The organism is Parvularcula lutaonensis (genome assembly GCF_014651915.1).
Lineage (GTDB): Bacteria > Pseudomonadota > Alphaproteobacteria > Caulobacterales > Parvularculaceae > Parvularcula > Parvularcula lutaonensis.
Genome location: NZ_BMXU01000001.1, coordinates 1,426,940 through 1,450,392, shown reverse-complemented (window position 1 = coordinate 1,450,392; position 23,453 = coordinate 1,426,940). Strand labels below are relative to the sequence as shown.

Below are 23,453 nucleotides of genomic sequence, written 5' to 3'. Positions count from 1 at the left end.
CTATGCGAGGCTCGACTACTCCGCGTCCGTCATGGCGATGAGCGAGGCGTTGCCGCCCGCAGCCGCCGTGTTGGTGGAGATCACGCGCTCCTCGGCGAAGCGGAGGAGGTAGTGCGGCCCTCCTGCCTTTGGTCCGGTGCCCGAGAGGCCCATCCCGCCGAAAGGCTGCGAGCCGACAACGGCGCCGATCTGGTTGCGGTTGACGTAGACATTGCCGGCGGGCGCGGCCTCCGCCAGTCGCTGGGCGACATCGGTGATCCGCGTGTGGATGCCGAAGGTCAGTCCGTATCCGGTGGACCTGACCTCCTCCAGGACCTTGTCGAGGGCACCCGCCTTGAAGCGCTTGATGTGGAGGACGGGGCCGAAATGCTCCTCCATCAGGATTTCATCAGGAGCGAGTTCGAAGATGTGCGGCGCGAAGAACGTGCCGCCCTCAGGCGGGTCCCCCTTCCAGACGAGGCCTTTGCGGCTTTTCGCATAGTCCTCTAGTTTCGCGCGGGCCTCTTCGTCGATGATCGGGCCAATGTCGGTGGTCGGCAGGGCGGGGTCGCCCATCGTCATCGTCTGTGCACGGCCTTTGATCATTTCGATGATGCCGTCCGCCACGTCTTCCTGGATATACAGCACCCGGAGGGCGGAACAGCGCTGGCCGGCTGACTGGAAGGCCGAGGCAACGACGTCGTCAGTGACCTGCTCGGGCAGGGCTGTCGCATCGACAACCATGGCGTTGACGCCGCCGGTCTCGGCGATCAGGGGAAGGATCGGCCCCGGTTTGTCCGCGAGCTGACGCTGGATCAGCTTTGCGGTCTGGGTCGAGCCAGTGAAGACGACGCCGGCAATCCTGTCATGGTCCAGCATGGCCTTGCCGACCGCGCCGTCACCGAGAAGCAGTTGGCAGGCCGAGGCCGGAACGCCTGCTTCGTGCAGGATGCTGACCGCTTCCGCCGCGATCCACGGTGTTTGCTCCGCTGGCTTCGCTACTACGGAATTGCCCGCAGCGAGGGCCGCCGTGACCTGACCCATGAAGATTGCGAGGGGGAAGTTCCACGGGGCGATGGCGGCAAAGACACCGCGGCCTTCGAGCCGGAGTTGGTTCTCTTCGCCCACAGGGCCAGGCAGGGGCTGGGGGACGAAATGGCGGCGGGCTTCCTTGGCGTAGTAGCGGCAGAAATCGACCGCCTCGCGGATTTCGGCAATGCCGTCCTCGAGGTTCTTGCCCGCTTCCTTGGCGAGGATCGCCATCAGGCGGTTGCGGTTCACCTCGATCAGGTCGGCGGCCCGTTCGAGGGCGAGGGCGCGGGCTTCGACCGGGGTGTCATTCCACTCTTCGAAGCCTTCCGCCGCCGCATCGACAGCCTGCGCGGCGATGGCTTCGTCGCCTTCCGCGACGGTGGCGATCGCTCCGCGGTTGACGGGGCTGGTCAGGTCGCGGCGCTGCGGGCCTGCGACCGCCCGGCCACCGATGACCGAGGCGAGCTCCGGCTTGCCAAGGTCTGCCTGCTTCATGCCCTCCAAGAGTTCGGCCAGCGCCATGCTGTCGCCAAAGGCGATGCCCGAGGAGTTCAGCCGGTCCCCGAAAATCTGCGGCGGGCGCAGGATCGACGCGTGGCGGAACCCGCCAAGGCGCTCGAGGCGGGCCTTGGGCTGCTCGAGCAGCCGGTCGTCCGAAACCGTGTCGTCATGGACCTGCGCCACGAAGGAGCTATTGGCGCCGTTCTCCAGCAGCCTACGGACGAGATAGGCGAGAAGGTCGCGGTGCCCGCCGACCGGCGCATAGATCCTGCACGGATATTTCTCCGCGCCGCGATCGGTCATCAGGCCCTGCTCGGAAATCTGCTCGTAGAGGCTTTCGCCCATGCCGTGGAGGCGCTGGAATTCAAAGTCCTTGGGCGAGTTCTTGGCGTGGGCCATTTCGATGATGGTCGCGCAAGTAAGGGCGTTGTGGGTCGCAAACTGCGGGTAGACGCGCGGCGCGACGTCGAGGAGCCTGGATGCGCACGCGATATAGGAAAGATCGGTCGCAGCCTTCCGTGTAAAGACGGGAAAGTCCTGGATGCCCTGGGTCTGTGCGACCTTGATCTCCGTATCCCAGTAAGCGCCCTTGACGAGGCGGACCATCATATGGCCGTTCATCTCTTCTGCGAGGTCGGCGGCCCAGTTGCAGACCGCCATGGCGCGTTTCTGGTAGGCCTGCACGGCGAGGCCGAACCCGCCCCAGCCGCGCAGGCTGTCATCCGTATACACCCGCCGGATGATGTCGAGGGACATTTCGAGGCGTTCGGCCTCTTCGGCATCGACGGTCATGTTGAGGTCATGGGCCCTGGCGGCGCGGGCAAGTTCGAAAAGCTTCGGCGCCAGGTCTGCGACCGCCTCGTCCCAATGGCGGGGATGGTAGTTCGGATTGAGAGCCGAGAGCTTCACCGAGATGCCGCGGCTCTTCGGGCCGCTGTTCTTTGTATCGGCCTTGCCGATCGCTTCGATGGCGTCGTGATAGGCTTTGAAATAGCGGTCGGCGTCGGCAACCGTCCGCGCACCCTCGCCCAGCATGTCATAGGAGAAGCGATAGCCGTCGCGCTCTTCCTTCTTGGCGCGCTTGAGGGCTTCCTCGATCGTCTGGCCAAGGACGAACTGGTGCCCGAGATAACCCATCGCCTGACGCACGCCCATGCGCACCGTCGGCATGCCGAGGCGTTTGACGAGGTTCTGGAGCGTGTTCTGCGGCGTCTCCCCCGGCCGGATGACCCGGTTGGTCAGGCCGAGGCCCCAGGCCGCCGCGGCCACGAACATCGAGTCGGATTTCTTGTCGTTCTGGACCCAGTCGCCGGCGGCGATCTTGTCCTCGATCAGCCGGTCCTGAGTCGCGGCGTCCGGGACGCGCAGGAGCGCTTCGGCCATGACCATGAGGGCGAGGCCCTCCTTGGTCGAAAGCCCGTATTCGCGGAGGAAGGCATCGAGATTGGCGCCGCCGCGGGTCCGCTTGCGAATGCCCTCGATCAGCTGGCCAGCAGTCCTGGCAGCCTTGCCGTGAACCCTGTCGGCGCTGGCGGCAGCCAGCATGAGGCGCGGGACGACGGTCTCGTCGGCCTCGGCATAAGGTTCCGAAAATCCTAGGTTATGGGGTCGAAAATCGAGCATGCTGACCTCCTGGGGGATGACGGCGTTGGGCCAGCCCTAGGAGGTCTCGAAGCTTTTGTCTTCCGAAGTCGTCGTGAACTTGCGGGTCAGGCGTTCTCGGCTTCCTCGCCCAGTGTTTTCACGAGGTCGAGGACCCGGCGCCGGACCTGATAGTCCTTGATCTTGGCGAAGGCGCGGCAGAGCTGCATCCCTTCCGGGGTCGAAAGCGTCGCGAGGAAATCGGCGCGATCGTCCTTCTCCGGGCCACCAAGGTTACGCTGGGTCTCGGCAAAGCCGATCAGCGTTTCGGGGCCATCTCCATAATCGTCGTAGAAGAACTGGACGGGGACATCGAGAATGCGGGCGATTTTGTAAAGGCGGCTCGCGCCGATCCGGTTGACGCCCTTTTCGTATTTCTGGATCTGCTGGAAGGTCAGGCCGAGTTCTTCGCCCAGCTTGTCCTGACTGATGCCCTGCATCATGCGGCGCAGGCGGACCCGGCTCCCGACATGGACGTCAATCGGGTGTGGTGCGCGCTTGTTCTCCGGCGCTGCGGATTTCTTTTCCACGTGTTTTGCTTCCCTGCGGCTCGCCTAGGTTGCCCTTTGCAATCCTGCCTTGCAGCGTCCCTCGGACAACCATCAACGTGATAAAGCTTAACGTCGCGAAAAAGATCAAGTCTCCGCTACGTGAATAAAGGGTTGGGGGACGGGCGACCGGCAGTTTGGCCGTGATAACACCGGGTTCGTAAAGCGGCAGGCTGTGCAGGATGCGCCCTTCAGCATCAATCAGCGCCGAAATGCCTGTATTGGCCGAGCGGGCCACGGGCAGTCCCGTCTCCACCGCGCGCATACGGGCAATGTCGAGGTGCTGCATCGGCCCTGCATTATCGCCGAACCAGGCGTCATTGGTGACGACCGTCAGCCATTCGGGTCTCTCCCCGCGGGGATAGAGCTCTCCGGGGAAGATATCCTCGTAGCAGATCAGCGGCGCGAAGGGCGCGGGGCCTAGCTCGAGACGTGTGGGACCCTGGCCGGGAATGAAGCCGCCATCGCCAACCGGGCTGAGGGTCGCAAGGCCGAGGGCCTTGAGGGCGCCGTAGAAGGGAAGGGTCTCACCGAAGGGGACGAGATGGTGCTTGTCATAGGTCGCGACCATTGGCGCGCCTGCCCCTGCGGGGCCGTAGACTTCGAGTCCGTTGGTGTAGCCTTCCTCGACCGAACGGATCGTTCCCGAAACGAGATAGCTTTCCGGCGGCATCTGCTCGCTCAGGATCGGGCTGAAGTCGGGGATGCGGCTGAGCAGGGGATAGGCGTTTTCCGGCCAGACGGCGTATTGCGTGACGCCGGACGGGGCCTCCGAGGCGGCCCGCACGGTCATTTCGAGGGACCGGCGCAGGGCCTGGACCCGCTTCTGGGCATCGAGCTTGTCGCGCTGGGCCACATTCGGCTGCACGATGACCGTGCGCACGTCATCACGGAGCGTCGGCGGGAGGAGCGCGAGGCGGATAGCCCCGAAACCGACGATGACCGAAGCGAGGGCTCCGGCACCGAGCCCGACCCGCCTGGCCTGGGCGGGGTGCAGCATCGCCGCTGCAGGGGAGAGGTAGAGGATCAGAAGGACAAGCCCGTAGCCATAGGGTCCGATCGCGGCCAAGGGCTGGAGAAGCAGGGTGCTCCCAGCCACGGACTGCGCAAACAGGTTCCACGGCAGCCCGGTGAGAATATGGCCGCGGAGCCATTCGAAGCCGGCAAGCCCGATCACCAGCGGCAGCAATGCTGCCGGTCCGTCGAGGGGCACCCGCTGCCTGATCCAGACGTGAACAACGCTCGCCCCCGCGAAGAACAGGCCGAGGAAAGCGAAGAACAGCGGCAGGACGATCGGAATCATCCAGCCAAAGGCATCCGCCTGCACGAGAAAGGCGTTGGCCAGCCAGAACATGCTGAGTGCGAAATAGAGAGTGCCGAAGGCGAGCCCGGTGACGAACGCGCTCCATTTCGGCTTTGCCTGGGACAGGGAGCCTTCAAGCAGGAGCGCCAGCCCGGAGAGGCCGATGGCGAGGAGCGGCCAGAACCGCAAAGGCGCGAAGGCGAGGGCGCTGAGCCCGCCGAACCCTGCGGCCACGGCGAAACGGCGCCAGCCTGTGAGGGCGGAAATCTCGGACAGCCCCGCCAACGCTTGTCTGATCCCCTTCACGCCTCGGAATGGGTTCCGGGAGCGAGACGGATGAGGACCCGATGCACGCGGCGAGGATCCGCCTCCGCGAGCTCGAACTCATGGCCTGCAGGGTGGGGGATCACCTCGCCGCGCAGCGGAACGCGGCCCGCGAGACTGAAAACGAGACCGCCAAGGGTGTCAGCGTCCTCGTCATCGAGCCTCAGGTCGACGCCCAGGCGCTCCGCGAGGTCTGCGAGTTCGACGCGGGCATCGCAGTCCCAACGCCCGCCCGGGGTTTGCTGCAGGAGCATTTCTTCAGCGTCGTCATGCTCGTCGCGAATGTCACCGACGATCTCTTCGATCAGGTCCTCGATGGTGACGAGGCCATCAGTGCCGCCGAACTCGTCGATCACGAGCGCCATGTGGATCCGTTGGGCCTGCATGCGCAGGAGGAGGTCCGCTACCGGCATGGATGGCGGCGCATAGAGAAGCTTGCGGATCAGGGCGTCGAGGGGCGGCTGCTCTTCGGCGGGCAGGTCCTTGGCCACGACGGCGACGATGTCCTTGATGTGGATGAAGCCGACGGGATCATCGAGATCGCCGCGGTAGACCGGCAGGCGTGAGTGCCCGGCCTCGGCGAAGGTGATCAGGGCTTCACTGATCGAACTCTCCACCTCGATGGCAATGATGTCGGCACGGGGGATGGCGACATCGCCGACACGGATGCTTTCGAGGGCAACGACCCGCTCGATCATCGCTTTCTCCGAAGCCGACAGGTCGCGCTCGCGCCCGTTGGTCGGGTCGATCGTGCTGCCGTTCCCATTGCCGTTCCGGCGGCGGAACAGGCCGCTCAGGCGGAAGCCGCGCTGATCGGTGTCAGAAGATCGGGGTTCTTCGGTCTGCCCCTTGGGGGCGTCGTCGGGCAGCGCCGCAGGAGCGGCGAACTGAGACGGCTCAGAGCCGTCGGGCATGGTCAACTCCATCGATGGCCGGGCGTCTCGGCATAGGGATCGCCGATACCCAGTCGCGCGAGCACGCGCCGTTCGAGGTCCTCCATGACCTCGGCCTCGTCCTCGCCGATATGATCATAGCCGAGGAGATGCAAAAGACCATGAACGATCAGGTGCGCTGCATGATCGCCAAGGGCGATGCCTTTTTCCGTCGCTTCGCGGGCACATACACCAGAGGCCAGCGCAAGATCGCCCAGAGGCTGGGCTTCGTCCGGTAATCCGGGAATCTCCTCGGCTGGGAACGAGAGAACGTTGGTGGCCTTGTCCTTGCCGCGCCATTCGGCGTTGAGGGCCTGGACCTCCTCGTCGGAGGTGAAGAGGGCGGAGACAGACCTCGCGAGGGCGGGGTCGGCAGTCTCCAGCCTGACCGCCTCGAGGCAGCGTTCCGCAAGGGCCTCCGGCCCAAGGTTCTCCCATGCTTTGTCGGCGATGATGATGTCGATACTCACGCGCGCGCCTATGCCACGGCCAGGCACGCGAGGATAGGGTCAGCTTGCGAGAAGCCCCTCGGAAAAGTCCCAGAGCCTTGCCGCTTCCTCGTCAGAGCAGGCCCAGCTCCTGACACCGAAGAAACCCTCGTCGTCATCGGGAACGAGCGCTGCGATGTTGCAGTCCTCGCAGTAAACCCCGCCATGGCCTTCGAGCATTTCGGAGGTGGCGCACCAGAGGGTCGTCGAGGCCCCCTGGGCCGGGGTCTTGAAGAAGGCCTTCACGGCTTCGGGCATGGAGCCGTCCTCGTTGAGCCAGCCACGGGCAACCTGCTCCTCTTTCGTCATGTGGCGCTGGAGATCGGTCATGATGCCGCCGGGATGCACCGAGAAGGCGAGGATGCCGTCTTCGCGGGAATCGAGGGCGCTGGCGAAGAGCGCGTTGGCGGTCTTGGACTGTCCGTAGGCCACCCATTTCTCATAGGTGGTATTTTCGAACTGCGGGTCATCCCAGCGGATGGGCGAGATGCGGTGGGCGAGCGAGGAAAGCGCGACGACGCGGGGACTGTCCGCCTTGCGCAGCGAAGGCAGGAGTTCCTTCGTCAGGAGGAAATGGCCCATGTGGTTGATGCCGAACTGGCTTTCCCATCCCGGCCCGACACGCTCGAGCGGCGGCACCATGATCCCCGCATTGTTGATGAGGAGATCGAGAGGCCGGTCCCCGAAATCGCGTGCAAACTTCCGGACGGAGGCAAGGTCGGCAAGGTCCATGTCCGCCACCGTCACGTTATCGAAGGCCCTCAGGGCATCCTCCGCCTTCTGACGGCTTCTTGCAGGGACAATGATGTGCATCCCGCGCGCGGCGAGGGCCTTGACGGTTTCGAACCCGATGCCGGAATAGCCGCCGGTCACGATGGCGCGCTTGCCACCCAAGTCGGCGGAGCCCATCACCTCGTCGGGTTCGGGCTTGCGGTCCCAGGGAACGGCGAGGGGTTGCTGGTCAGCCATGGGGGATTCTCCGTTTTCGCGGAGGCTCCGCCTTTGTGCTGTGGGCCGCAACCCCGGCACGCAGTCAGGCGCCGGGGACCTTCATCGTGTCACGGGCGTCATAGGCGCGAACGATCTCGCCCACGAGCCGGTGGCGGACCACGTCCTCTCCGGTGAAGCGGGTAACGGAGACCCCTTCGATCTTGGTCAGCAGACTGAGGGCATCGGCAAGGCCCGACTGGCGCGGATCGGGAAGGTCCGTCTGGGTCGGATCGCCCGTGATCGCCATGCGTGAATTCTCGCCGAGGCGGGTGAGGAACATCTTCATCTGCTGGATCGAGGCATTCTGGGCCTCGTCAAGGATGATCGCGGCACGGGACAGCGTGCGGCCGCGCATGAAGGCAAGGGGCGCAATCTCGATTTCGCCCGCCGCGAGCTTGCGGTCGACAAAGTCCGTGTGCAGCACATCGTAGAGGGCGTCGTAAAGCGGGCGGAGATAGGGATCGACCTTCTCCTTCATGTCGCCGGGCAGGAAGCCGATGCGCTCGCCCGCTTCGACGGCGGGGCGTGAGAGGATGACCCGCTCGACCTGGCCCGAGACCAGCATGGATGCTGCGTTGGCAACGGCGAGATAGGTCTTGCCCGTACCCGCAGGCCCGACGCCGAAGACGAGCTCGTCGCTGGCGAGCTGGCTCATGAACTGGCCCTGGGTGGCCGACCGCGGGGCGATGGTCCGCCGGGGGAGGACCAGCGAGCGGTTGCCCGTATCCTGCTTGGTCTTCTTTGGAATCGGCGCGCGCTCGATCCGCAGGAGGCCTTCGACGTCTGCAGCGGTCAGGGGCAGGTTGCTCTCGAGTCGGGAGGCCAGCTGCTCGACCACGGTCCGGGCCTGCGCGCGGGCATGGTCGCTGCCGCGGATGGTGACTTCATTCGACTTGGCGTCGATCCGCACACCGAGGGCATTCTCGATAAGAACAAGGTGGGCATCGGTCGGGCCGCAGAGATCGCGGACGAGGGTGGCGTCGTCAAAGACGAGGGTTTCTTCGTTCAAACCAGCACCCCGCGGAGGCTGTTGGGGCCAGCCTCTTCGATCCGTATCGGTACGATCTGGCCGAGCAGGCTCTCCGGCGCGATGACGTGCACGGACTGAAGGTAGGGCGACTTGCCGAGGAGCTGGCCGTCGAGGCGGCCCGGTTTCTCGAACAGGATGTCGAGGGTCCTGCCGACCTGCGCCCGGTCGAAGGCGTGGCGCTGCTCGTTGAGGAGGGCTTGCAGGCGTTGGAGACGCTCGGATTTGACGTCCTCGGGCACCTGTTTCGGCATGGCTGCGCCGGGCGTGCCGGGGCGGCGGGAATATTTGAAGCTGAAGCAGCTGGCGTAACCCACCTCACGGACGAGGGCCATCGTATCCTCGAACGCGGCGTCATCCTCGCCGGGAAAGCCGACGATCATGTCGCCCGAGATCGCGATGTCAGGACGGACGGCGCGCACGGCTTCAATCTGGCGAAGGTAGCTCTCGGCCGTGTGCGCGCGGTTCATGGCCTTCAGCACACGGTCGTTCCCGGCCTGCACAGGCAGGTGGAGATAGGGCATCAATTTCGGCTCTTCGCCGAAAGCGGCGATGAGGCCGTCGTCCATGTCCTTCGGATGCGAGGTCGTGAAGCGGATACGGTCGATGCCGTCGATCCTGGCCAGGTGCCGGACAAGCTCGCCGAGACCCCATGCCTCGCCGCTCGCACCGACTGGCGGAGCACCGTGCCAGGCGTTGACGTTCTGGCCGAGGAGGGTGATCTCGCGCACGCCCTGCTGGGCGAGCTGGCGGACCTCCAGCGTAACGGCATCGGCGTTGCGGCTGACTTCGGCGCCGCGGGTGTAGGGGACGACGCAAAAGGTGCAGAACTTGTCGCAGCCTTCCTGCACCGTGACGAAGGCGGAGTAGCCTTCCGCCTGACGACCCTCTTCGAGCGCGTCGAATTTCTCATCGACGTCGAATTCCGTATAAAGATTTTCTCCAGTGCCCCGCGCTGTCTTCGCGATGATTTCAGGCAGCTTGTGGTAGCTCTGGGGGCCGATGACGAAATCGACCTGCGGCGCGCGGGCCTGAATCTCGGCGCCTTCGGCCTGCGCCACGCAGCCGGCGACCGCGATGGTGCCGCCGCGGGCCTTGACGTCCTTCAGGCGGCCAAGCTCGGAATAGACCTTCTCCGCCGCCTTCTCGCGGATGTGGCAGGTGTTGAGGATGACGAGGTCGGCCTCCTCCGGCGTCTCCGTGGTTTCGTAACCAAGGGGCTTCAGGAGGCCTGTCATGCGCTCGCTGTCATAGACGTTCATCTGACAGCCCCATGTCTTCACATGGACGCGCTTCTTTTCCGGGGTTTTCTCAGTCGTGCTCACTGGCGGGCCATAGCCGATGAGGCTGGGGCTGTCATGGCCCCCTCAGGTGACGGTTATGTCGCGCGCGCCTTGGCCATGGCGGTGACACCGATGAAGGCCGTGCCGAGGGCGAGGGAGCCGATCGCGAACTGGGTGGCGTCGATGCTGCGCATAGCGACGCCGACGATGCCCCAGAGGATGGGAAGGATGTAGATCCATGCTCGCGCCACCCATGCCAGCGCGAGGGCAACAGGCGCCCATCCGAAGAGAATGAGAAGAAGGGGAAGGCTACCGGGTTCGGTGAGACTGGAAACGCCTGCGTAGTTAAGGGCGGTCGACAGCCCGGCCGGGGTCGCGACGGTCACCCAGCCTGCAAGCGCGAGGAGCGCCCCGGTGACGAAGCGGTCCGAAGCCTGCGGTGCTGGATCGGCCCTGTTGGTCATCGCGGCGAGGAAGCTGGACACCAGCACGATCTCGAGGATCACGAAGCTGACGAGGTCTGGCCCGGCGCTCGGCTGGTAAAGAGCGAACGCCGTGTTCCCCGAAAAGGCTAAGATGGCGAACCAGCCAACGCGGGACGCGACCGGGTCTGCGATCCGGAAGGCATGCCAGATCGCGACGCCGAAGCAGCCAAGATAGAGAAGCCCCCAGATCGAAAACGCCCATCCAGCCGGGACAAGGGGCGTCAACCAAGGCTCGACCGCTTCGGCGACCGAGCCCTCGACGCCGAAGAGTTGTGGCGCAATACCGGCAGCCACCTGGGCGAAGGCGGCGATCATCAAAAGAGCGGAACGTATCCAGTGCATGGCCGGCGATATAGCCCTTTCGGATCAGGCCGCCACCGTTGCCGGTGCGGCTTCCGGCAGCCGGTGCAGCGTCCGTCATGGGATTCTTCTTGCAGCCCGACGACGTCGAGCAGCCGACTGTTTGGCCTAAGCGTGAGAAACCTCTACGTGCCGGAGTTCTGATGTGATTGAGGTGGCCCCGTGCAGGACCAGCAGCCCAGCGACAACGAAAACCAGGGCCCGGAGGGCGAAAGCCTGCCTCCGGTTCCCGAGCAGAAGCCTGAAGACACTGCGGAGGCCATGCAGGAAACCTCGGCCGGGGCAGACCAAGACAGCATAAGTGTGGTCGATGCCGCCAATGACGCCGCTGACCGTGCCGTCCAGCGGGCACAGGAGGCGACCGAGGATGGCTCGGCGCTTGCCGAGCTCGTCGATGTCGGGATGGTCCAACGCTGGATCGGGGACTTCGTCCTGTGGTCGCGCACGGAACTGCTGACGGTCCATTCGGCGGTCCAGCTCGCGCTCGTCTTCGGGGCGCTGATCCCGGCGGTGATGTTCGGGCCACGGCTCAAGGATTTCATCAAGCGTCACCTGCAGAAACGACTGCCTGCCGGTCTCCCCCAACGCGTCGCGGACGCCGTGGCGACGCTGGCCACGCCGATCGCGGCATTTCTCGCGCTCACCCTGTTCGCGGCGATCCTTAGCGACGGACTGGACATGCCGGACCAGTTCGTGGACGCGGCCCAGTCCCTCCTCGCCGCGTGGATCGTCGTCCGGCTGGTGACCCTCGCGATCCGCTCGCCCTTCTGGTCGAAAGTCGCATTCTATGTCGCCTGGCCGATCGCGGCGCTCGACGCGTTTGGCGTGCTGGGCGACGTCTTCGACTGGATGCGAGCGGTCAGCCTCGTCATCTCACCGGCCACGGAGGACCGGGGCGCTGTCGAGCTGACGCTCTATGACGTTTTGCGGGCCGCGATCATCTTCGCCGTGTTCTTCCAGCTCGCGCGGCTGTTCTCTTCGGTCATTGTCAACCAGGTGCAACAGACCGACGAGATCAACCCGTCGCTCAAGGCGCTGATCGCCAAGGTCATCAATTTCATCACGCCGGTCATCGCGCTGATCCTTGCGCTGCAGATCATCGGCTTCAATCTCGCGAGCCTTGCGATCTTCTCGGGCGCCGTTGGCCTCGGCATCGGTCTTGGCCTCCAGAAGATCATCGGGAATTTCCTGGCCGGGTTCACCCTGCTTGCGGACAAATCGATCAAGCCGGGGGACACGATCGAGATCGGCGACACCTTCGGCTGGATCACCGAGATGAAGTCGCGCTACGTGTCGATCCGTACACGCGACGGTACCGAGCACCTGATCCCGAATTCCCAGTTTATCGAGGGCGGGGTCATCAACTGGTCCCATAATGACAGGAATGTCCGGTGCCACGCGCCCTTCGGGGTCGCCTATGGCACGAAGGACCTGCGCCTGGTCCAAAAGATCGCGATCGAAGCCGCGCTCAGCCAGCCGCGGGTCCAGGAGACCCCGAAGCCCGTTTGCAACCTCATGGAGTTCGGCGATAACTCCGTGAACTTCGACCTGAGGTTCTGGATCGTCGATCCGCCCAATGGCATCGCGAATGTCCGTTCGGAAATCTACTTCAAGATCTGGGAAGGGCTTGCTGCGGAGAATATCGAGATCCCGTTCCCGCAACGCGATCTTCACATTCGCTCTTCAGACGTGCCGCTGTTTCCGGACGCCGGGCAGGACACTGGCGTGTAGCGCGCGTCATCCCATGTGGGGTTAAGGCTGTATGCCGACAATTTCCGTTCATATCGGCATTCACAAGACCGGGACCACGGCGCTGCAATATGCCCTGTGGCAGGCCCGTGGGATGCTTGCCGAGGCGGGAATCATCTACCCGGACCGGAGGGCCAATCACTCCGAAGACCTCTACACCATGTTCGGAGAGCAGCCTGATACATATCTGCCGAATGTCGTCCGTGGCCGGAGTGGCGGTGCGTTGGAAGCCTACCGCGCGGAGTGTTTCGCAGCATGGGGTAACATCCTCGAGACGGCCCCGGAAGACGCGCATATCGTGGTTTCAGGCGAGGACCTTTCACGCTTCGGCGCGGAGGAATGGCGCCGGTTCACCGAGTTCTTCGGGCCGAATGCCAGCGCCATGGAATTTGTGGCGGTTGTGCGCGAGCCTGTCTCCTGGGCGACGAGCAGCGTGCAGCAGACGCTCAAGGGCGGTCGCGCGTTCTCCGATCCAGGGATTGCGGGGCTGCAGCAAGGCGTGAGACGACGTCTCGAGCCGCTGCTCGAGGTCGCCGGCAGGGACGCAGTCTCGGTCCTTCGATTCGAAGACCTCGTCGCGAGCGAGGATGGCTTGGTGAAGGCACTCGCTCGAGAGCTAGGCGTGCCGGCCGACACGGCCCGGCGGCTAGGCGATGGGCGCCGTAACGAGACCCTGACCGAAGAGGGCGCGCTGCTTCTCGCAACCCTCAACGAGGCCGTTCCGTATCGCGAGAATATTGGCGAGGAAGGGCCTCGCTTCCACGGCGATTTCAAGGCCTTCCTGTCCGTTGACGGATCACCGTTCATGCTGACGACCGACGAGCAGGATCGTGTCCTCAAAACGTGGCATACGGACAGGAAGTTCCTCGAGGAGCATTTCGGAATCACCGTCAAGCCCGTGGCCCGGCAGACCGTGGGGGAACGTCGACGGGTCATTGAAGACCGCCGGGCGCTGGCGTCGATTGCTTCGCAGCTGGTCCAGGGCCAGCTGGATGCACAGGCCCTTCGAAGGCTGAAGCGCCAGAATGAAAGACTGCGCGAACGCCATGCGGCTTTGCGTCGTCAGGCACGGATCCTCGCGGTCTCATGCCTGGCGCTATTGGTGCTCGCGCTCATGGGCTGGTTCGTTGTCTAGCCTGCCGTGCTCAGGGCGTTGTCCTCGAGGGCAAGGCGGTAGCCGCCGCTCTCGGTAAGCAGCAGCGTGTTCTCGCCCGGCTTCGGCTCGATCTTCTGGCGCAGCCGGTAGACATGGGTTTCCAGCGTGTGGGTCGTGACGCCTGAATTGTAACCCCACACCTCGTTGAGGAGGACGTCACGGCTGACCGGCTGGCCACCGGCGCGGTAGAGATATTTGAGGATTGAACTTTCCTTCTCGGTCAGCTTGATCTTCCGGCCTTCGCCATCGACCAGCATCTTGACCGCAGGCTTGAACTCGTAAGGGCCGATCTTGAAGACGGCGTCCTCGGACTGTTCATGGCTGCGCAGATGGGCTCGCAGCCGGGCCAAGAGGACGGCGAACTTGAACGGCTTGGTGACATAGTCATTGGCGCCAGCATCAAGGCCGGTGATGACATCGTCATCACCGTCATTGCCGGTCAGCATGATGATCGGCGACTTGAAGCCATTGTCCCGGAGCTTCTTGCAGGCATCGCGACCGTCCATGTCGGGAAGTCCGATGTCGAGGAGCACGAGGTCAATGTGCTGTTCCTCGCTCAGCCTGTTGATCGCCTCTTCGCCCGTCCCAGCCGTGCTGAGCTGGAACTCGCTATGTCGGCTGAACTGTTCGGTCAGCGCCCCGACGAGCAGTTCGTCGTCCTCGACCAGCAACACCTTGGCAGCTCTCGCCATTTCTCTTCCTCGCTACCCCTCAAGGGGACTTTCCCTGAACCCATGCGGTGGCGCGTTTGCGATCGTCGCGAGCGCCGCGGCTTTCCTGGACGGATCACCAATTGTTGATCCTGCAAACGCTCAATCTTTCTCAAGAGTTCCAAACCGTTGTGATGGAATTTCAGCCTTCCTGCCAGAACTCACGGCAGTTGGAGCCGCTTGGCCAGCGACAAGGCTCGCCGATGCGTGAGCTCAGCCGTCTCGCTGTTCCCGTGCGCCGAAGATGCCCGAGCCGACGCGGACCTCTGTCGCGCCGAGGCTGACTGCGTCGAGATAGTCTGACGACATGCCCATGCTGAGCCGCGGCAGCCCGAGACGGTCGGCGAGCCGTTTCAGAAGGGCGAAATGCGGTGCCGGAACGTCTCCCACAGGAGGAATGGCCATCAGGCCGACAACATCGAGGCCATGTTCCTCGCGGCAGGCCGTGACGAAGGCTTGGGCTTCGGCAGGCACGACGCCCGCTTTCTGGGGTTCTTCACCGGTGTTCACCTGCACGAAGACAGGCAGCTTGCGGCCCTGGCGCTCCATCTCCTCGGCCAGGACACGAACGATCTTCGGACGATCAACGGTCTCGATCACGTCGAAGAGCGCGACGGCGTCCTTCGCCTTGTTCGACTGGAGCGGACCGATGAGGCGCAGTTCGAGATCGGGGAAGCGCTCGCGCAGCTTGGGCCATTTGGCCTGCGCTTCTTGCACCCGGTTCTCGCCGAAGACGCGATGCCCCGCTTCGAGGAGCGGCAGGATGGTTTCTGCAGGGAAGGTTTTGGAAACGGCCGTCAGCGTAACGTCACTCGCCTTCCGGCCCGCTTCCTCTGCGGCCTTGGCGATGGCTTCAAGGACATCGTTTCGGTTGCGGATCAGGGTCTCAGTGTCCATGCGAGAGCCCGTGGCAGACTTTTCCGAACGTGTCATCGCCCTGAGCGACGCAGCATGGCGGATGAGGCAGGCGAGCGCCAAGCCTTGCGGCCTGCCCTTCGCGCTGGCGCTGTTCTCCGATGCCGACCGGCTGCCCCCGCTGGAAGAGCTCGCTTCAGCCCTGCCCGAAGGCATTCCCCCCATCGCGGTCATCTTCCGGCATGACCATCTCGAGGCGGAGGAACGGATCGCGCTCGCGGAGCGCGTGCGCAAGACGGTCCAGGGCCGTGGGCACCTGTTCCTGATGGCGCGGGGCGTTCTGGCGGGGGCCGATGGCTGCCACGCCTACCCGGAGGGCGAGGGGATCGTCACCATGCCGACCCATGACGAGGACGAGATCGTCGCGGCGATCATGGCGGGCGCCGATGCCGGGTTCCTGTCTCCGATCCATGGCACGCGAAGCCATCCGGGCCGGGAGCCCCTTGGCCGGGAGCGCGCCGTGGCGCTGGCACAGGCTTCGCCGCTGCCGCTTTTCGCGCTCGGCGGAATGAATGAGGTACGGGCGGCGGAGCTGGAAGGCACGCCGTTTCAGGGCTTCGGAGCCATCGACGCTTTCGCTGCCGGAACGGATATCTAGAAGCGGATCGAGCTTTCGATCATGACCGCGGCCGTGTCCTCATCGCCGCCGAGCATGTCGGGCTTGTCGCTGTCCACATATTGCGCGGCCGCGCCCAGGGTGACGCCGCGGCCCAGGACATAGGCCACACCGGCCTGGGCGGTCTGGGTCCGCCGGTCGAGGGCGAAGGGGACGTTGACGCTGTTGGTCGGGCCGATCAGCAGGCTGGCATCTCGCTCGGCGTCGGCCTTGCCGTAGCCAAGCATCATCTTCCAGTCGCCGGCCGTGTAGGTGAGGCCAGCGTCGAAGGCGAGATAGTCGCTCGGCCCGACAGTGCCGGAATCGAGGCCGGTGTTGGTCGACTTCACGGAACCGCCGATGGTCAGGTCGCCATAGGCAAGGTTGAGCCCGAGGGCGAGGGCTTCGTAATCGTCGAGGAAGTCGTTCTGGACCGTCGCGAAGGTCGACTGCTCTTCCTCGGCCCGGACGAAGCTTGCACCGAGGCCCAGGACGAGACGGTCGCCGCCCATCGAAAAGCCGTTCTGGTAGTAAAGGGCCGCTTCGGAAACATCGCGCCAGCGCTGGTCCTGCAGGACGACGTTCCCGCTCGGGTCGAGGGTGAAGCCGTCAAGGGGTGCGCAGCGGTTGTCGCCACAGGTATCGAAGGACGGCGCGTAGGACACGCCGAGCTGCAGGTTGCCGATCAGCCCGCCGAGAAAACCCGGAGGCGGCATATAAGTGATCTTCGGCGCGTTGCCGGAGAAGTCGTTGACCGTGTTGACGTCGTTCATCCCGGTCGGGTCGGCCCGCCAGTCATTGACGCCCAGCGCACGGAAGATGTTCGGCGAGGTGACGGCGAGGCGGGCGGCTGCCCCCTCATGGGCGCCGACATGAACGCTGCCAAAGCCGCCGCGGGCGAAGAGATAGGCCCTGTCGAGAAAGATGTCGCTGTTGGTTTCGGGACCGAAACCGCGCAATCCGCCTGAAGTGAGTGAGGTGTAACGGCCACCGGCGGCCCGCCTGTCGGGCTGGTCGCCGTCGAGGCGAATGCCAGCGGAAGCGCCGAGCTCGAAACCGGAAAGCGTGGTGGTGCCGGTCACCGTGAGGCGCGCGTCGAGATCGGCTTCGACGTTGTCGTCGGTCGCGCCGGCGGTCAGAACCGCGTCGCCTTCAACCACGACAGCCTCGTCCTGCGCCCAAGCAGTGGGTGCAGCCAGCAAAGCCGCAGTGGCAAGAAGCGCACGCACGATGGGACTTTCCTCCTTGGTCGTTCCCGACCTTGGCCCATCAAATAGGCGAGGGGAAGCGAATTTGCCCGCGTCCTCACGGTCTTGTCCGATTTTTCAGGCCGGGTGCGTCTTCCCTGCAACCATAGGGGTTCTCAGGGGTTTGAAAGGCCGCGGCGGGGTGCTATCCGGCCTCAAAACGCAAAGGTATCGAGTGTGGGCACTGAGACGGGACGTCTGATCAAGATTTTTGGCACGGCAGCATTCGCGGCGGTGCTCGCCGCCTGCGCGGATTCAGGCAACACCCAGCGGCTCAATGTCGGCGCCTCTGCCAACGCGCCGATGGCGACGACGGTGAACCGCTACCTGTGGACCGCTTCGCTGGAGACGATCGACTTCATGCCGCTGCAGTCCGCCGACCCGGTGGCCGGCGTCATCATCACGGACTGGTTCGCCAGCCAGCAGGCGCCGAACGAGCGTTTCCGGGCCAACGTCCTGATCCTCGATTCCGCCTTGCGCGCCGATGCCCTGAAGGTCCGCGTTTTCCGCCAGATCCGCGACGCGCAGACCGGGCAGTGGCTCGATGCGGCCATCAATCCGAACACGGCGCGCGAGTTCGAGAACGCGATCCTGACGCGGGCGCGCGAGCTCCGTCTCAACGCCGTCAGCTAGTGGGACGCGCGGGAGTCCCGCGCTTTCCTTCGCCTCCGTTTACCTTATGCTGAACCGGCCGGGGCCACGCCTCGGCCCTTGTCTCTTGTGAAGGTCGTCAACCGATATGGCACGGTACAACCCCGCCTCCGCGGAACCCAAATGGCAACAGCGCTGGGACGAAGAGAAGTGCTTCGAAGCGAGAAGCGATGGCGACCGCCCGAAATACTATGTCCTCGAGATGTTCCCCTATCCTTCGGGGAAGATCCATATCGGCCATGTCCGCAATTATGCGATGGGCGATGTCATTGCACGTTTCAAGCGGGCCCAGGGCTTCGACGTCCTTCATCCGATGGGCTGGGACGCCTTCGGCCTGCCGGCTGAGAACGCGGCGCGGGACAATGGCGGCCACCCGCGAGAGTGGACCTACGGCAATATCGACGTCATGCGCGGCCAGCTCAAACGCATGGGCCTCGCCATCGACTGGAGCCGCGAGTTCGCCACCTGCGATCCCGAATACTACGTGCACCAACAAAAGCTGTTCCTCGAGTTCCTGAAGAAGGGCTTTGTCGAGCGGCGCGAGAGTCTCGTGAACTGGGACCCGGTCGAGATGACGGTCCTTGCGAATGAGCAGGTGGTTGACGGCAAGGGCTGGCGCTCCGGCGCACCGATCGAGAAGAAGTCGATGTCGACCTGGTTCTTCAAGATCACGGAGCGTGCGGATGACCTCCTCGCCGCTCTCGACGATGGCCGGCTTGAGGGCTGGCCTGCTCATGTCAAGGAAATGCAGCGGAACTGGATCGGGAAGTCCGAGGGCCTGAAGATGGCTTTCCCGCTCTCAGGCAATGATTTGCCTACGGACAAGCTCGAGATCTACACGACGCGCCCCGACACGCTTTACGGCGCATCGTTCCTCGGTGTCGCGCCGGACCATCCGTTGGCGAAGCATTATGCTGAAAGCGATCCTGCGGTCGCCGCCTTCATCTCCGAGTGCGCGGCGCAGGGAACTTCCGAAGCCGAGATCGAGAAGGCCGAGAAAAAAGGCGTTCCCCTCCCGGTGACGGGCCGCCATCCGTTCACGGGTGAGGAGCTGCCGGTCTATGCCTGCAACTTCATCCTGATGCAGTATGGCACGGGCGCCATTTTCGCCTGTCCCGCCCATGACCAGCGCGACCTCGATTTCGCACGGAAATACGGGCTGCCGGTGAAGCCGGTGATCGCGCCGACGCCCGGCCATGAAAATGACCTCAAGGCCACCGCGGACCCGAGTTGCCCGACCGATGATGGCCGGACCGAGGCTTATACAGGGCCCGGCACGATGATCCATTCGGGCTTTCTCGACGGGATGACGACAGAGGAAGCCCTTGCTGCCGCGATCGCCAAAATCGAAGAGATGGGGTGGGGCGAAGGGACGACTAACTATCGCCTTCGCGACTGGGGGCTCAGCCGCCAGCGCTACTGGGGTTGTCCCATGCCGATCATCCTCTGCGATGACTGCGGCACCGTTCCGGTTCCTGACGACCAGTTGCCGGTCAGCCTGCCGGAGATCGACCCCGAGGAGTTCAAGGCCCCTGGCAATCCGCTCGACCGCGACTGCGCCAAGGCGTGGCGGGAAGTCTCCTGCCCGAAATGCGGCAAGGACGCCCGGCGCGATACCGACACGATGGACACATTCGTCGACAGCTCGTGGTATTTCGCACGCTTCGCGTCGCAACCTGACGACAAGCCGGTCGACAAGGAAGAGGCGGACAGATGGCTGCCCGTGCAGCAGTACATCGGTGGCATAGAGCATGCGATCCTCCACCTTCTCTATGCGCGCTATTTCACCCGCATGATGAAGGAATGCGGGTACACGGATGTAGACGAGCCGTTCACCAACCTTTTCACGCAGGGCATGGTGACCCATGCAACGTATAGGGACGAAGCAGGCAACTGGCTCTTCCCTGAAGAGGTCGAAATCAGGGGCGGTGAGGCCTTTGCCCGCGACAGCGGCGCTCCGGTCACCATCGGCCCGATCGAGAAGATGTCGAAGTCCAAGAAGAACGTCGTCAATCCGATGGCCATGGCCGATGCTTATGGTGCGGATGCCGTGCGGTTCTTCATGCTGTCGGACAGCCCGCCCGAGCGCGATGTCGAGTGGACCGAGGCGGGCGCCGAAGGTGCTTGGCGCTTCGCCAACAGGGTCTACGAAACGGTCGAGCGGGGCGAGGGCGTGCTGAAGCGTGCGGGTGCGCCGGGCACGGATCTGCCTGACGACCTGATGGAAATCCGCCGCAGGACGCATAAGACCATCGACGGCGTCACAGGCGATATCGAACATTTCCGTTTCAACAAGGCGATTGCGCGGCTCTATGAGTTCCTCGGTGCACTGAAAGGCATCAGTCCCGAAGGCGAGGCCGCTCCGGTCATGGTCGAGGCGCTCCGTGCCCTGACGCAGCTGACCGCACCGTTCATGCCGCACTTGGCCGAGGAGTGCTGGGAGCTCTTGGGCGGTGAAGGATTGTGTGCCGATGCCCCCTGGCCTAAGGCTGACGAGAGCCTGCTCGCCGACGATGTCATCACCCTGCCGGTGCAGGTCAATGGCAAGCGCCGGGGCGAGATCAAGGTCGCGCCCGATGCGCCCCAGGACGAGGTCCAGAAGATTGCTCTTGCGCAGGACGATGTCGCACGTTTCCTCGAGGGCAAGACCGTCCGCAAGGTGATCGTCGTTCCTGGCCGTATCGTCAACGTAGTGGCCGGCTGATGCGCTGGCTGGCTCTCCTCGCTGCCCTGGCGCTTTCGGGCTGCGGCTTCCGTCCGCTCTATGCGTCCGGTCTCGATGGAGAGCTGGGCGGGCCGCTGGGTGATGTCTCCATCGGCGATGTCCGCGGGCCGCAGGATGCTCGCGACCTGATGCGTTCCACCCTGAGCAAGCGCCTGCCGCCCCAGGATGGCGATGAGCGCTACCAGATGGCGATCGACCTGCGCGAGCAGCGCCGTGCAGTCTCTGTCAACATCGACTCGAACGCCCGCCGGTTCAACTACACCCTCACTGGCAAGGTGACGTATACGGACAAGGAAACCGGCGAGCGCCGGGTCCAGAACCTCCAGAGCGTCGCTTCCTTCGCCGTGACGCCGAGCCAGTATGCCTCCCTCGTGGCGCGCGAGGATGCTGTCCGCCGTGCGGTTCTCGACCTTGCCCGCAAGATCGAGCTTGATGCCGCCTTCTATGCGCAGGACGTTGCACCGACGACGAGCAACGAAACGCTTTTCCCTGAGTCGAACACCCTCGATGCTGTCCGGCAGCTTGAGAACGAAGCGCGGATCGAATCCGAGCGCGAAGGGGCGGAGGCGCCGTGACCGCGCTCAAGGGACGCGACATCGCCGCGTTTCTCTCGGCACCGGACGCAGGCATCGTCTGTGCACTAATCTATGGTCCAGAGCAGGGCCTGGTGCATGAGCGCGCGACGGAACTGGCCAAGACGGTGGCGGAGGATCTCGATGATCCGTGGCGGGTCGCGAACCTCTCCGACCAGGATGCGGCTGATGCTGCAAAGCTCACCGATGAGGCTGCGGCGCAGAGCTTTCTCGGTGGCAGGCGGGTGATCCGCGTGCGGTCGAGCTCGGCTGGCGTCGCGTCAGCGGTGAGCGCGCTCCTCAAGACGGCCGAGGCGGGCTCGCTCAACGGCGCGGGGCTTGTCATTGTCGAGGCGGGCGACCTCAAGAAATCCGCTGCCCTCCGGAAAGCCTGCGAGGGTAGCCGGCAGGCGGTCGCCATCCCATGCTACCCGGAAGGCGTGCGCGACACGAAAGCGGCCATCCGCCATCAATGCGCCGAAGAAGGTCTGACACTGACGGAGGAGGCCGCCGATCTCCTCACCATGGCGCTGGGTGAAGACCGCGGGATCCTGCGGCAGGAGGTGGAGAAGCTGATCCTTTTCATGGGGCCGGCCTCGGTCCGGGGCGGCGCACAGGTAAAGGTCACTGCCGAGGACGTTCAGGCCTGTCTTGCCGATGCGCCGCAGGATGACAGCTTCGCGGTGGCCTCTCTCGCGCTGTCGGGCCGACCGAAGGGGCTGTCCCTTGCGCTGGCGGAGGCTGAGGCGGCCGGGACGAACGTGATTGCCCTGCTCCGTCTCACCCAGAACCGCATCCTGCGGCTGATGCCTGCCGCACAGGCGCTGGCGGCAGGCGACGGGCCGGGCGCGGCAATCAAGAAGATCAAGCCGCCAGTCTTCTTCAAGGAGCAGGCCGCCGTCGAGGAACAGCTCAGGAAATGGCCCCTCGGGAAGCTCGAACGCGCCGCTGCGGCCATCTATGAGGCGGAGGCCCAGTGCAAGAAGACCGGGGCGCCTGCGCAGGCGATCGCGGAGAACATCCTCATGCGCCTCGCGGTGAGCGCCAGCCGATGACGTGGAAGGCCGGTCTTGTTTCGCTTTACCCGGATGCCTTTCCGGGCCCCCTGGGGGTGGGCGTGCTGGGACGCGGGCTGCAGGACGGGCTCTGGTCCTATCAGGTCTGGAATCCGCGCGACTATGCCGAGGACAAGCACCGGACGGTGGACGACACCCCCGCAGGCGGTGGTCCCGGCATGGTCATGAAAGCGGACGTGCTGGCCAGAACGATCGATGAGGCTTCGTCGGTTCCGGGTCCGAAACTTCTCCTCAGCCCCCGCGGCAGGCGCTTCGACCAAGCATTCGCCCATGAGCTGGCGAAGGGCCCCGGCGCACTTTTCGTCTGCGGCCGGTTCGAGGGCGTGGACCAGCGGGTGATTGAGGCGCGGGGGCTGATCGAGGTCTCCCTCGGGGACTTCGTGCTGGCAGGTGGAGAAGTCGCCGCGATGGCGATGATCGAGGCTTGCGTGCGGCTGGTCCCCGGTGTACTGGGCGCCCTCGCTTCGCGGGATGACGAGAGTTTTGAGCAGGGCCTGCTCGAATACCCCCAGTTCACGAGGCCACGGGAGTTTGAAGGGCGGTCCATTCCGGATGTGCTCCTCTCAGGCGACCACAAGAAGATTGACCAGTGGCGGAGAGAGCAGTCTCTCCAGCTGACGCGCGCGCGACGACCCGACTTGCTCACCCGTGATGGGAAGAGGGCGGGGTCCAATCCGCCGGATACAGAGACGGACGAACGATGAACATCATCCAGCAGCTCGAAGCCGAGCTGGCACAAGAACTGAAACCCGAAGTTCCCGCATTTGCGCCCGGTGACACGGTGCGTGTCCAGGTGAAGGTCCGCGAGGGCCAACGTGAGCGCCTGCAGGCCTTCGAAGGCGTCTGCATCGCGCGCTCCGGCGGCGGCATCAATGAGAGCTTCACGGTTCGCAAGATCAGCTTCGGCGAAGGCGTCGAGCGGGTCTTCCCGATCTATTCGCCGCTCGTCGATTCGATCGAAGTCGTCCGTCGCGGCAAGGTCCGTCGTGCCAAGCTCTACTACCTCCGCGGTCGTCAGGGTAAGGCAGCCCGTATCGCCGAAAAGGTGGACACCAAGCGTCTCGCCGAAGCCAAGGCCAAGAAGGCCAAGCGCAAGGCCGAGCAGGGCCAGTAAGCCCTCCCGCACTGCTTTTCGGATGAGCCCGGGCGTTGATGCGACCGGGC

The 23,453-nt window shown here is 64.5% G+C and carries 21 protein-coding genes; 9 read left to right on the top strand and 12 right to left on the bottom strand.

Annotation, left to right across the window (positions count from 1 at the left end):
• Positions 1–15 precede the first annotated feature (15 nt).
• The 9 genes from putA to IE053_RS06980 form a co-directional block, all read right to left on the bottom strand.
• Positions 16–3,135: a bifunctional proline dehydrogenase/L-glutamate gamma-semialdehyde dehydrogenase PutA gene (gene putA, locus IE053_RS07020; RefSeq protein WP_189573815.1), complete on the bottom strand. Its 3,120-nt coding sequence runs from the start codon at positions 3,133–3,135 to the stop codon at positions 16–18.
• A gap of 86 nt (positions 3,136–3,221) precedes the next feature.
• Entirely contained in the window at positions 3,222–3,683 is a 462-nt protein-coding gene (locus IE053_RS07015; RefSeq protein ID WP_229786093.1) for a helix-turn-helix domain-containing protein, read from the bottom strand.
• Positions 3,631–5,310, bottom strand: coding sequence for an apolipoprotein N-acyltransferase (gene lnt / locus IE053_RS07010; RefSeq protein WP_189573813.1), 1,680 nt, complete (start codon positions 5,308–5,310; stop codon positions 3,631–3,633). Before lnt ends, IE053_RS07015 begins: the two co-directional genes overlap by 53 nt.
• Positions 5,307–6,242, bottom strand: coding sequence for a hemolysin family protein (locus tag IE053_RS07005; RefSeq protein WP_189573810.1), 936 nt, complete (start codon positions 6,240–6,242; stop codon positions 5,307–5,309). The genes lnt and IE053_RS07005 overlap by 4 nt, the downstream gene beginning before the upstream one ends.
• 2 nt (positions 6,243–6,244) lie before the next feature.
• Positions 6,245–6,730 (bottom strand): rRNA maturation RNase YbeY, encoded by a 486-nt coding sequence (gene ybeY / locus IE053_RS07000; RefSeq protein WP_229786092.1) that lies wholly within the window; start codon positions 6,728–6,730, stop codon positions 6,245–6,247.
• A 39-nt stretch (positions 6,731–6,769) separates the two neighbouring features.
• The gene (locus tag IE053_RS06995) at positions 6,770–7,717 is read right to left on the bottom strand and encodes an oxidoreductase (protein ID WP_189573807.1); all 948 of its coding nucleotides are present in this window, start codon (positions 7,715–7,717) and stop codon (positions 6,770–6,772) included.
• 64 nt (positions 7,718–7,781) lie between these two features.
• Entirely contained in the window at positions 7,782–8,747 is a 966-nt protein-coding gene (locus IE053_RS06990; RefSeq protein ID WP_189573805.1) for a PhoH family protein, read from the bottom strand.
• On the bottom strand, positions 8,744–10,090 hold the full coding sequence (gene miaB / locus IE053_RS06985; RefSeq protein ID WP_189573803.1) for a tRNA (N6-isopentenyl adenosine(37)-C2)-methylthiotransferase MiaB: 1,347 nt from the start codon (positions 10,088–10,090) through the stop codon (positions 8,744–8,746). Before miaB ends, IE053_RS06990 begins: the two co-directional genes overlap by 4 nt.
• Before the next feature lie 53 nt (positions 10,091–10,143).
• Positions 10,144–10,875: a TspO-related membrane protein gene (locus IE053_RS06980; RefSeq protein ID WP_189573801.1), complete on the bottom strand. Its 732-nt coding sequence runs from the start codon at positions 10,873–10,875 to the stop codon at positions 10,144–10,146.
• A gap of 180 nt (positions 10,876–11,055) precedes the next feature.
• Here IE053_RS06980 and IE053_RS06975 point away from each other — a divergent pair, with 180 nt between their 5' ends.
• Positions 11,056–12,624 (top strand): mechanosensitive ion channel family protein, encoded by a 1,569-nt coding sequence (locus IE053_RS06975; protein ID WP_229786091.1) that lies wholly within the window; start codon positions 11,056–11,058, stop codon positions 12,622–12,624.
• A 31-nt stretch (positions 12,625–12,655) separates the two neighbouring features.
• The gene (locus IE053_RS06970; protein WP_189573799.1) at positions 12,656–13,777 is read left to right on the top strand and encodes a hypothetical protein; all 1,122 of its coding nucleotides are present in this window, start codon (positions 12,656–12,658) and stop codon (positions 13,775–13,777) included.
• Here IE053_RS06970 and IE053_RS06965 read toward each other — a convergent pair.
• Positions 13,774–14,490, bottom strand: a complete 717-nt coding sequence (locus tag IE053_RS06965; RefSeq protein WP_189573797.1) for a response regulator transcription factor — start codon at positions 14,488–14,490, stop codon at positions 13,774–13,776. The two genes, IE053_RS06970 and IE053_RS06965, sit on opposite strands and share 4 nt — an antisense overlap.
• Positions 14,491–14,721: 231 nt before the next feature.
• On the bottom strand, positions 14,722–15,405 hold the full coding sequence (locus IE053_RS06960) for a YggS family pyridoxal phosphate-dependent enzyme (RefSeq protein ID WP_189573795.1): 684 nt from the start codon (positions 15,403–15,405) through the stop codon (positions 14,722–14,724).
• A gap of 10 nt (positions 15,406–15,415) precedes the next feature.
• Here IE053_RS06960 and IE053_RS06955 point away from each other — a divergent pair, with 10 nt between their 5' ends.
• On the top strand, positions 15,416–16,021 hold the full coding sequence (locus IE053_RS06955) for a thiamine phosphate synthase (RefSeq protein WP_189573793.1): 606 nt from the start codon (positions 15,416–15,418) through the stop codon (positions 16,019–16,021).
• Here IE053_RS06955 and IE053_RS06950 read toward each other — a convergent pair.
• A complete protein-coding gene (locus IE053_RS06950; protein ID WP_189573791.1) occupies positions 16,018–17,247 on the bottom strand; it encodes a porin in 1,230 nt (409 codons plus the stop codon). The genes IE053_RS06955 and IE053_RS06950 overlap by 4 nt on opposite strands.
• A 195-nt stretch (positions 17,248–17,442) precedes the next feature.
• On the opposite strand from IE053_RS06950, the gene IE053_RS06945 reads away from it, so the two are divergent.
• The 6 genes from IE053_RS06945 to rplS all read left to right on the top strand — a co-directional run bounded on the left by IE053_RS06945 (position 17,443) and on the right by rplS (position 23,403).
• Entirely contained in the window at positions 17,443–17,898 is a 456-nt protein-coding gene (locus IE053_RS06945) for a DUF3576 domain-containing protein (RefSeq protein WP_189573788.1), read from the top strand.
• Between the two features lie 106 nt (positions 17,899–18,004).
• Positions 18,005–20,620, top strand: a complete 2,616-nt coding sequence (gene leuS, locus IE053_RS06940) for a leucine--tRNA ligase (protein WP_189573785.1) — start codon at positions 18,005–18,007, stop codon at positions 20,618–20,620.
• A complete protein-coding gene (gene lptE / locus IE053_RS06935; RefSeq protein ID WP_189573782.1) occupies positions 20,620–21,216 on the top strand; it encodes an LPS assembly lipoprotein LptE in 597 nt (198 codons plus the stop codon). Before leuS ends, lptE begins: the two co-directional genes overlap by 1 nt.
• The gene (holA, locus tag IE053_RS06930) at positions 21,213–22,268 is read left to right on the top strand and encodes a DNA polymerase III subunit delta (RefSeq protein ID WP_189573779.1); all 1,056 of its coding nucleotides are present in this window, start codon (positions 21,213–21,215) and stop codon (positions 22,266–22,268) included. The genes lptE and holA overlap by 4 nt, the downstream gene beginning before the upstream one ends.
• Positions 22,265–22,993 (top strand): tRNA (guanosine(37)-N1)-methyltransferase TrmD, encoded by a 729-nt coding sequence (gene trmD / locus IE053_RS06925; protein WP_189573776.1) that lies wholly within the window; start codon positions 22,265–22,267, stop codon positions 22,991–22,993. Before holA ends, trmD begins: the two co-directional genes overlap by 4 nt.
• Entirely contained in the window at positions 22,990–23,403 is a 414-nt protein-coding gene (gene rplS, locus IE053_RS06920; RefSeq protein ID WP_189573773.1) for a 50S ribosomal protein L19, read from the top strand. Before trmD ends, rplS begins: the two co-directional genes overlap by 4 nt.
• Positions 23,404–23,453 lie beyond the last annotated feature (50 nt).

Bases quoted from the DNA above. Each gene is read 5' to 3' on its own strand.
- IE053_RS06965 (WP_189573797.1), bottom strand. From the start codon at position 14,490: ATGGCGAGAGCTGCCAAGGTGTTGCTGGTCGAGGACGACGAACTGCTC.
- IE053_RS06995 (WP_189573807.1), bottom strand. From the start codon at position 7,717: ATGGCTGACCAGCAACCCCTCGCCGTTCCCTGGGACCGCAAGCCCGAA.
- rplS (WP_189573773.1), top strand. From the start codon at position 22,990: ATGAACATCATCCAGCAGCTCGAAGCCGAGCTGGCACAAGAACTGAAA.
- IE053_RS06960 (WP_189573795.1), bottom strand. From the start codon at position 15,405: ATGGACACTGAGACCCTGATCCGCAACCGAAACGATGTCCTTGAAGCC.
- leuS (WP_189573785.1), top strand. From the start codon at position 18,005: ATGGCACGGTACAACCCCGCCTCCGCGGAACCCAAATGGCAACAGCGC.
- trmD (WP_189573776.1), top strand. From the start codon at position 22,265: ATGACGTGGAAGGCCGGTCTTGTTTCGCTTTACCCGGATGCCTTTCCG.
- IE053_RS07005 (WP_189573810.1), bottom strand. From the start codon at position 6,242: ATGCCCGACGGCTCTGAGCCGTCTCAGTTCGCCGCTCCTGCGGCGCTG.
- lptE (WP_189573782.1), top strand. From the start codon at position 20,620: ATGCGCTGGCTGGCTCTCCTCGCTGCCCTGGCGCTTTCGGGCTGCGGC.
- putA (WP_189573815.1), bottom strand. From the start codon at position 3,135: ATGCTCGATTTTCGACCCCATAACCTAGGATTTTCGGAACCTTATGCC.
- IE053_RS06980 (WP_189573801.1), bottom strand. From the start codon at position 10,875: ATGCACTGGATACGTTCCGCTCTTTTGATGATCGCCGCCTTCGCCCAG.
- IE053_RS06970 (WP_189573799.1), top strand. From the start codon at position 12,656: ATGCCGACAATTTCCGTTCATATCGGCATTCACAAGACCGGGACCACG.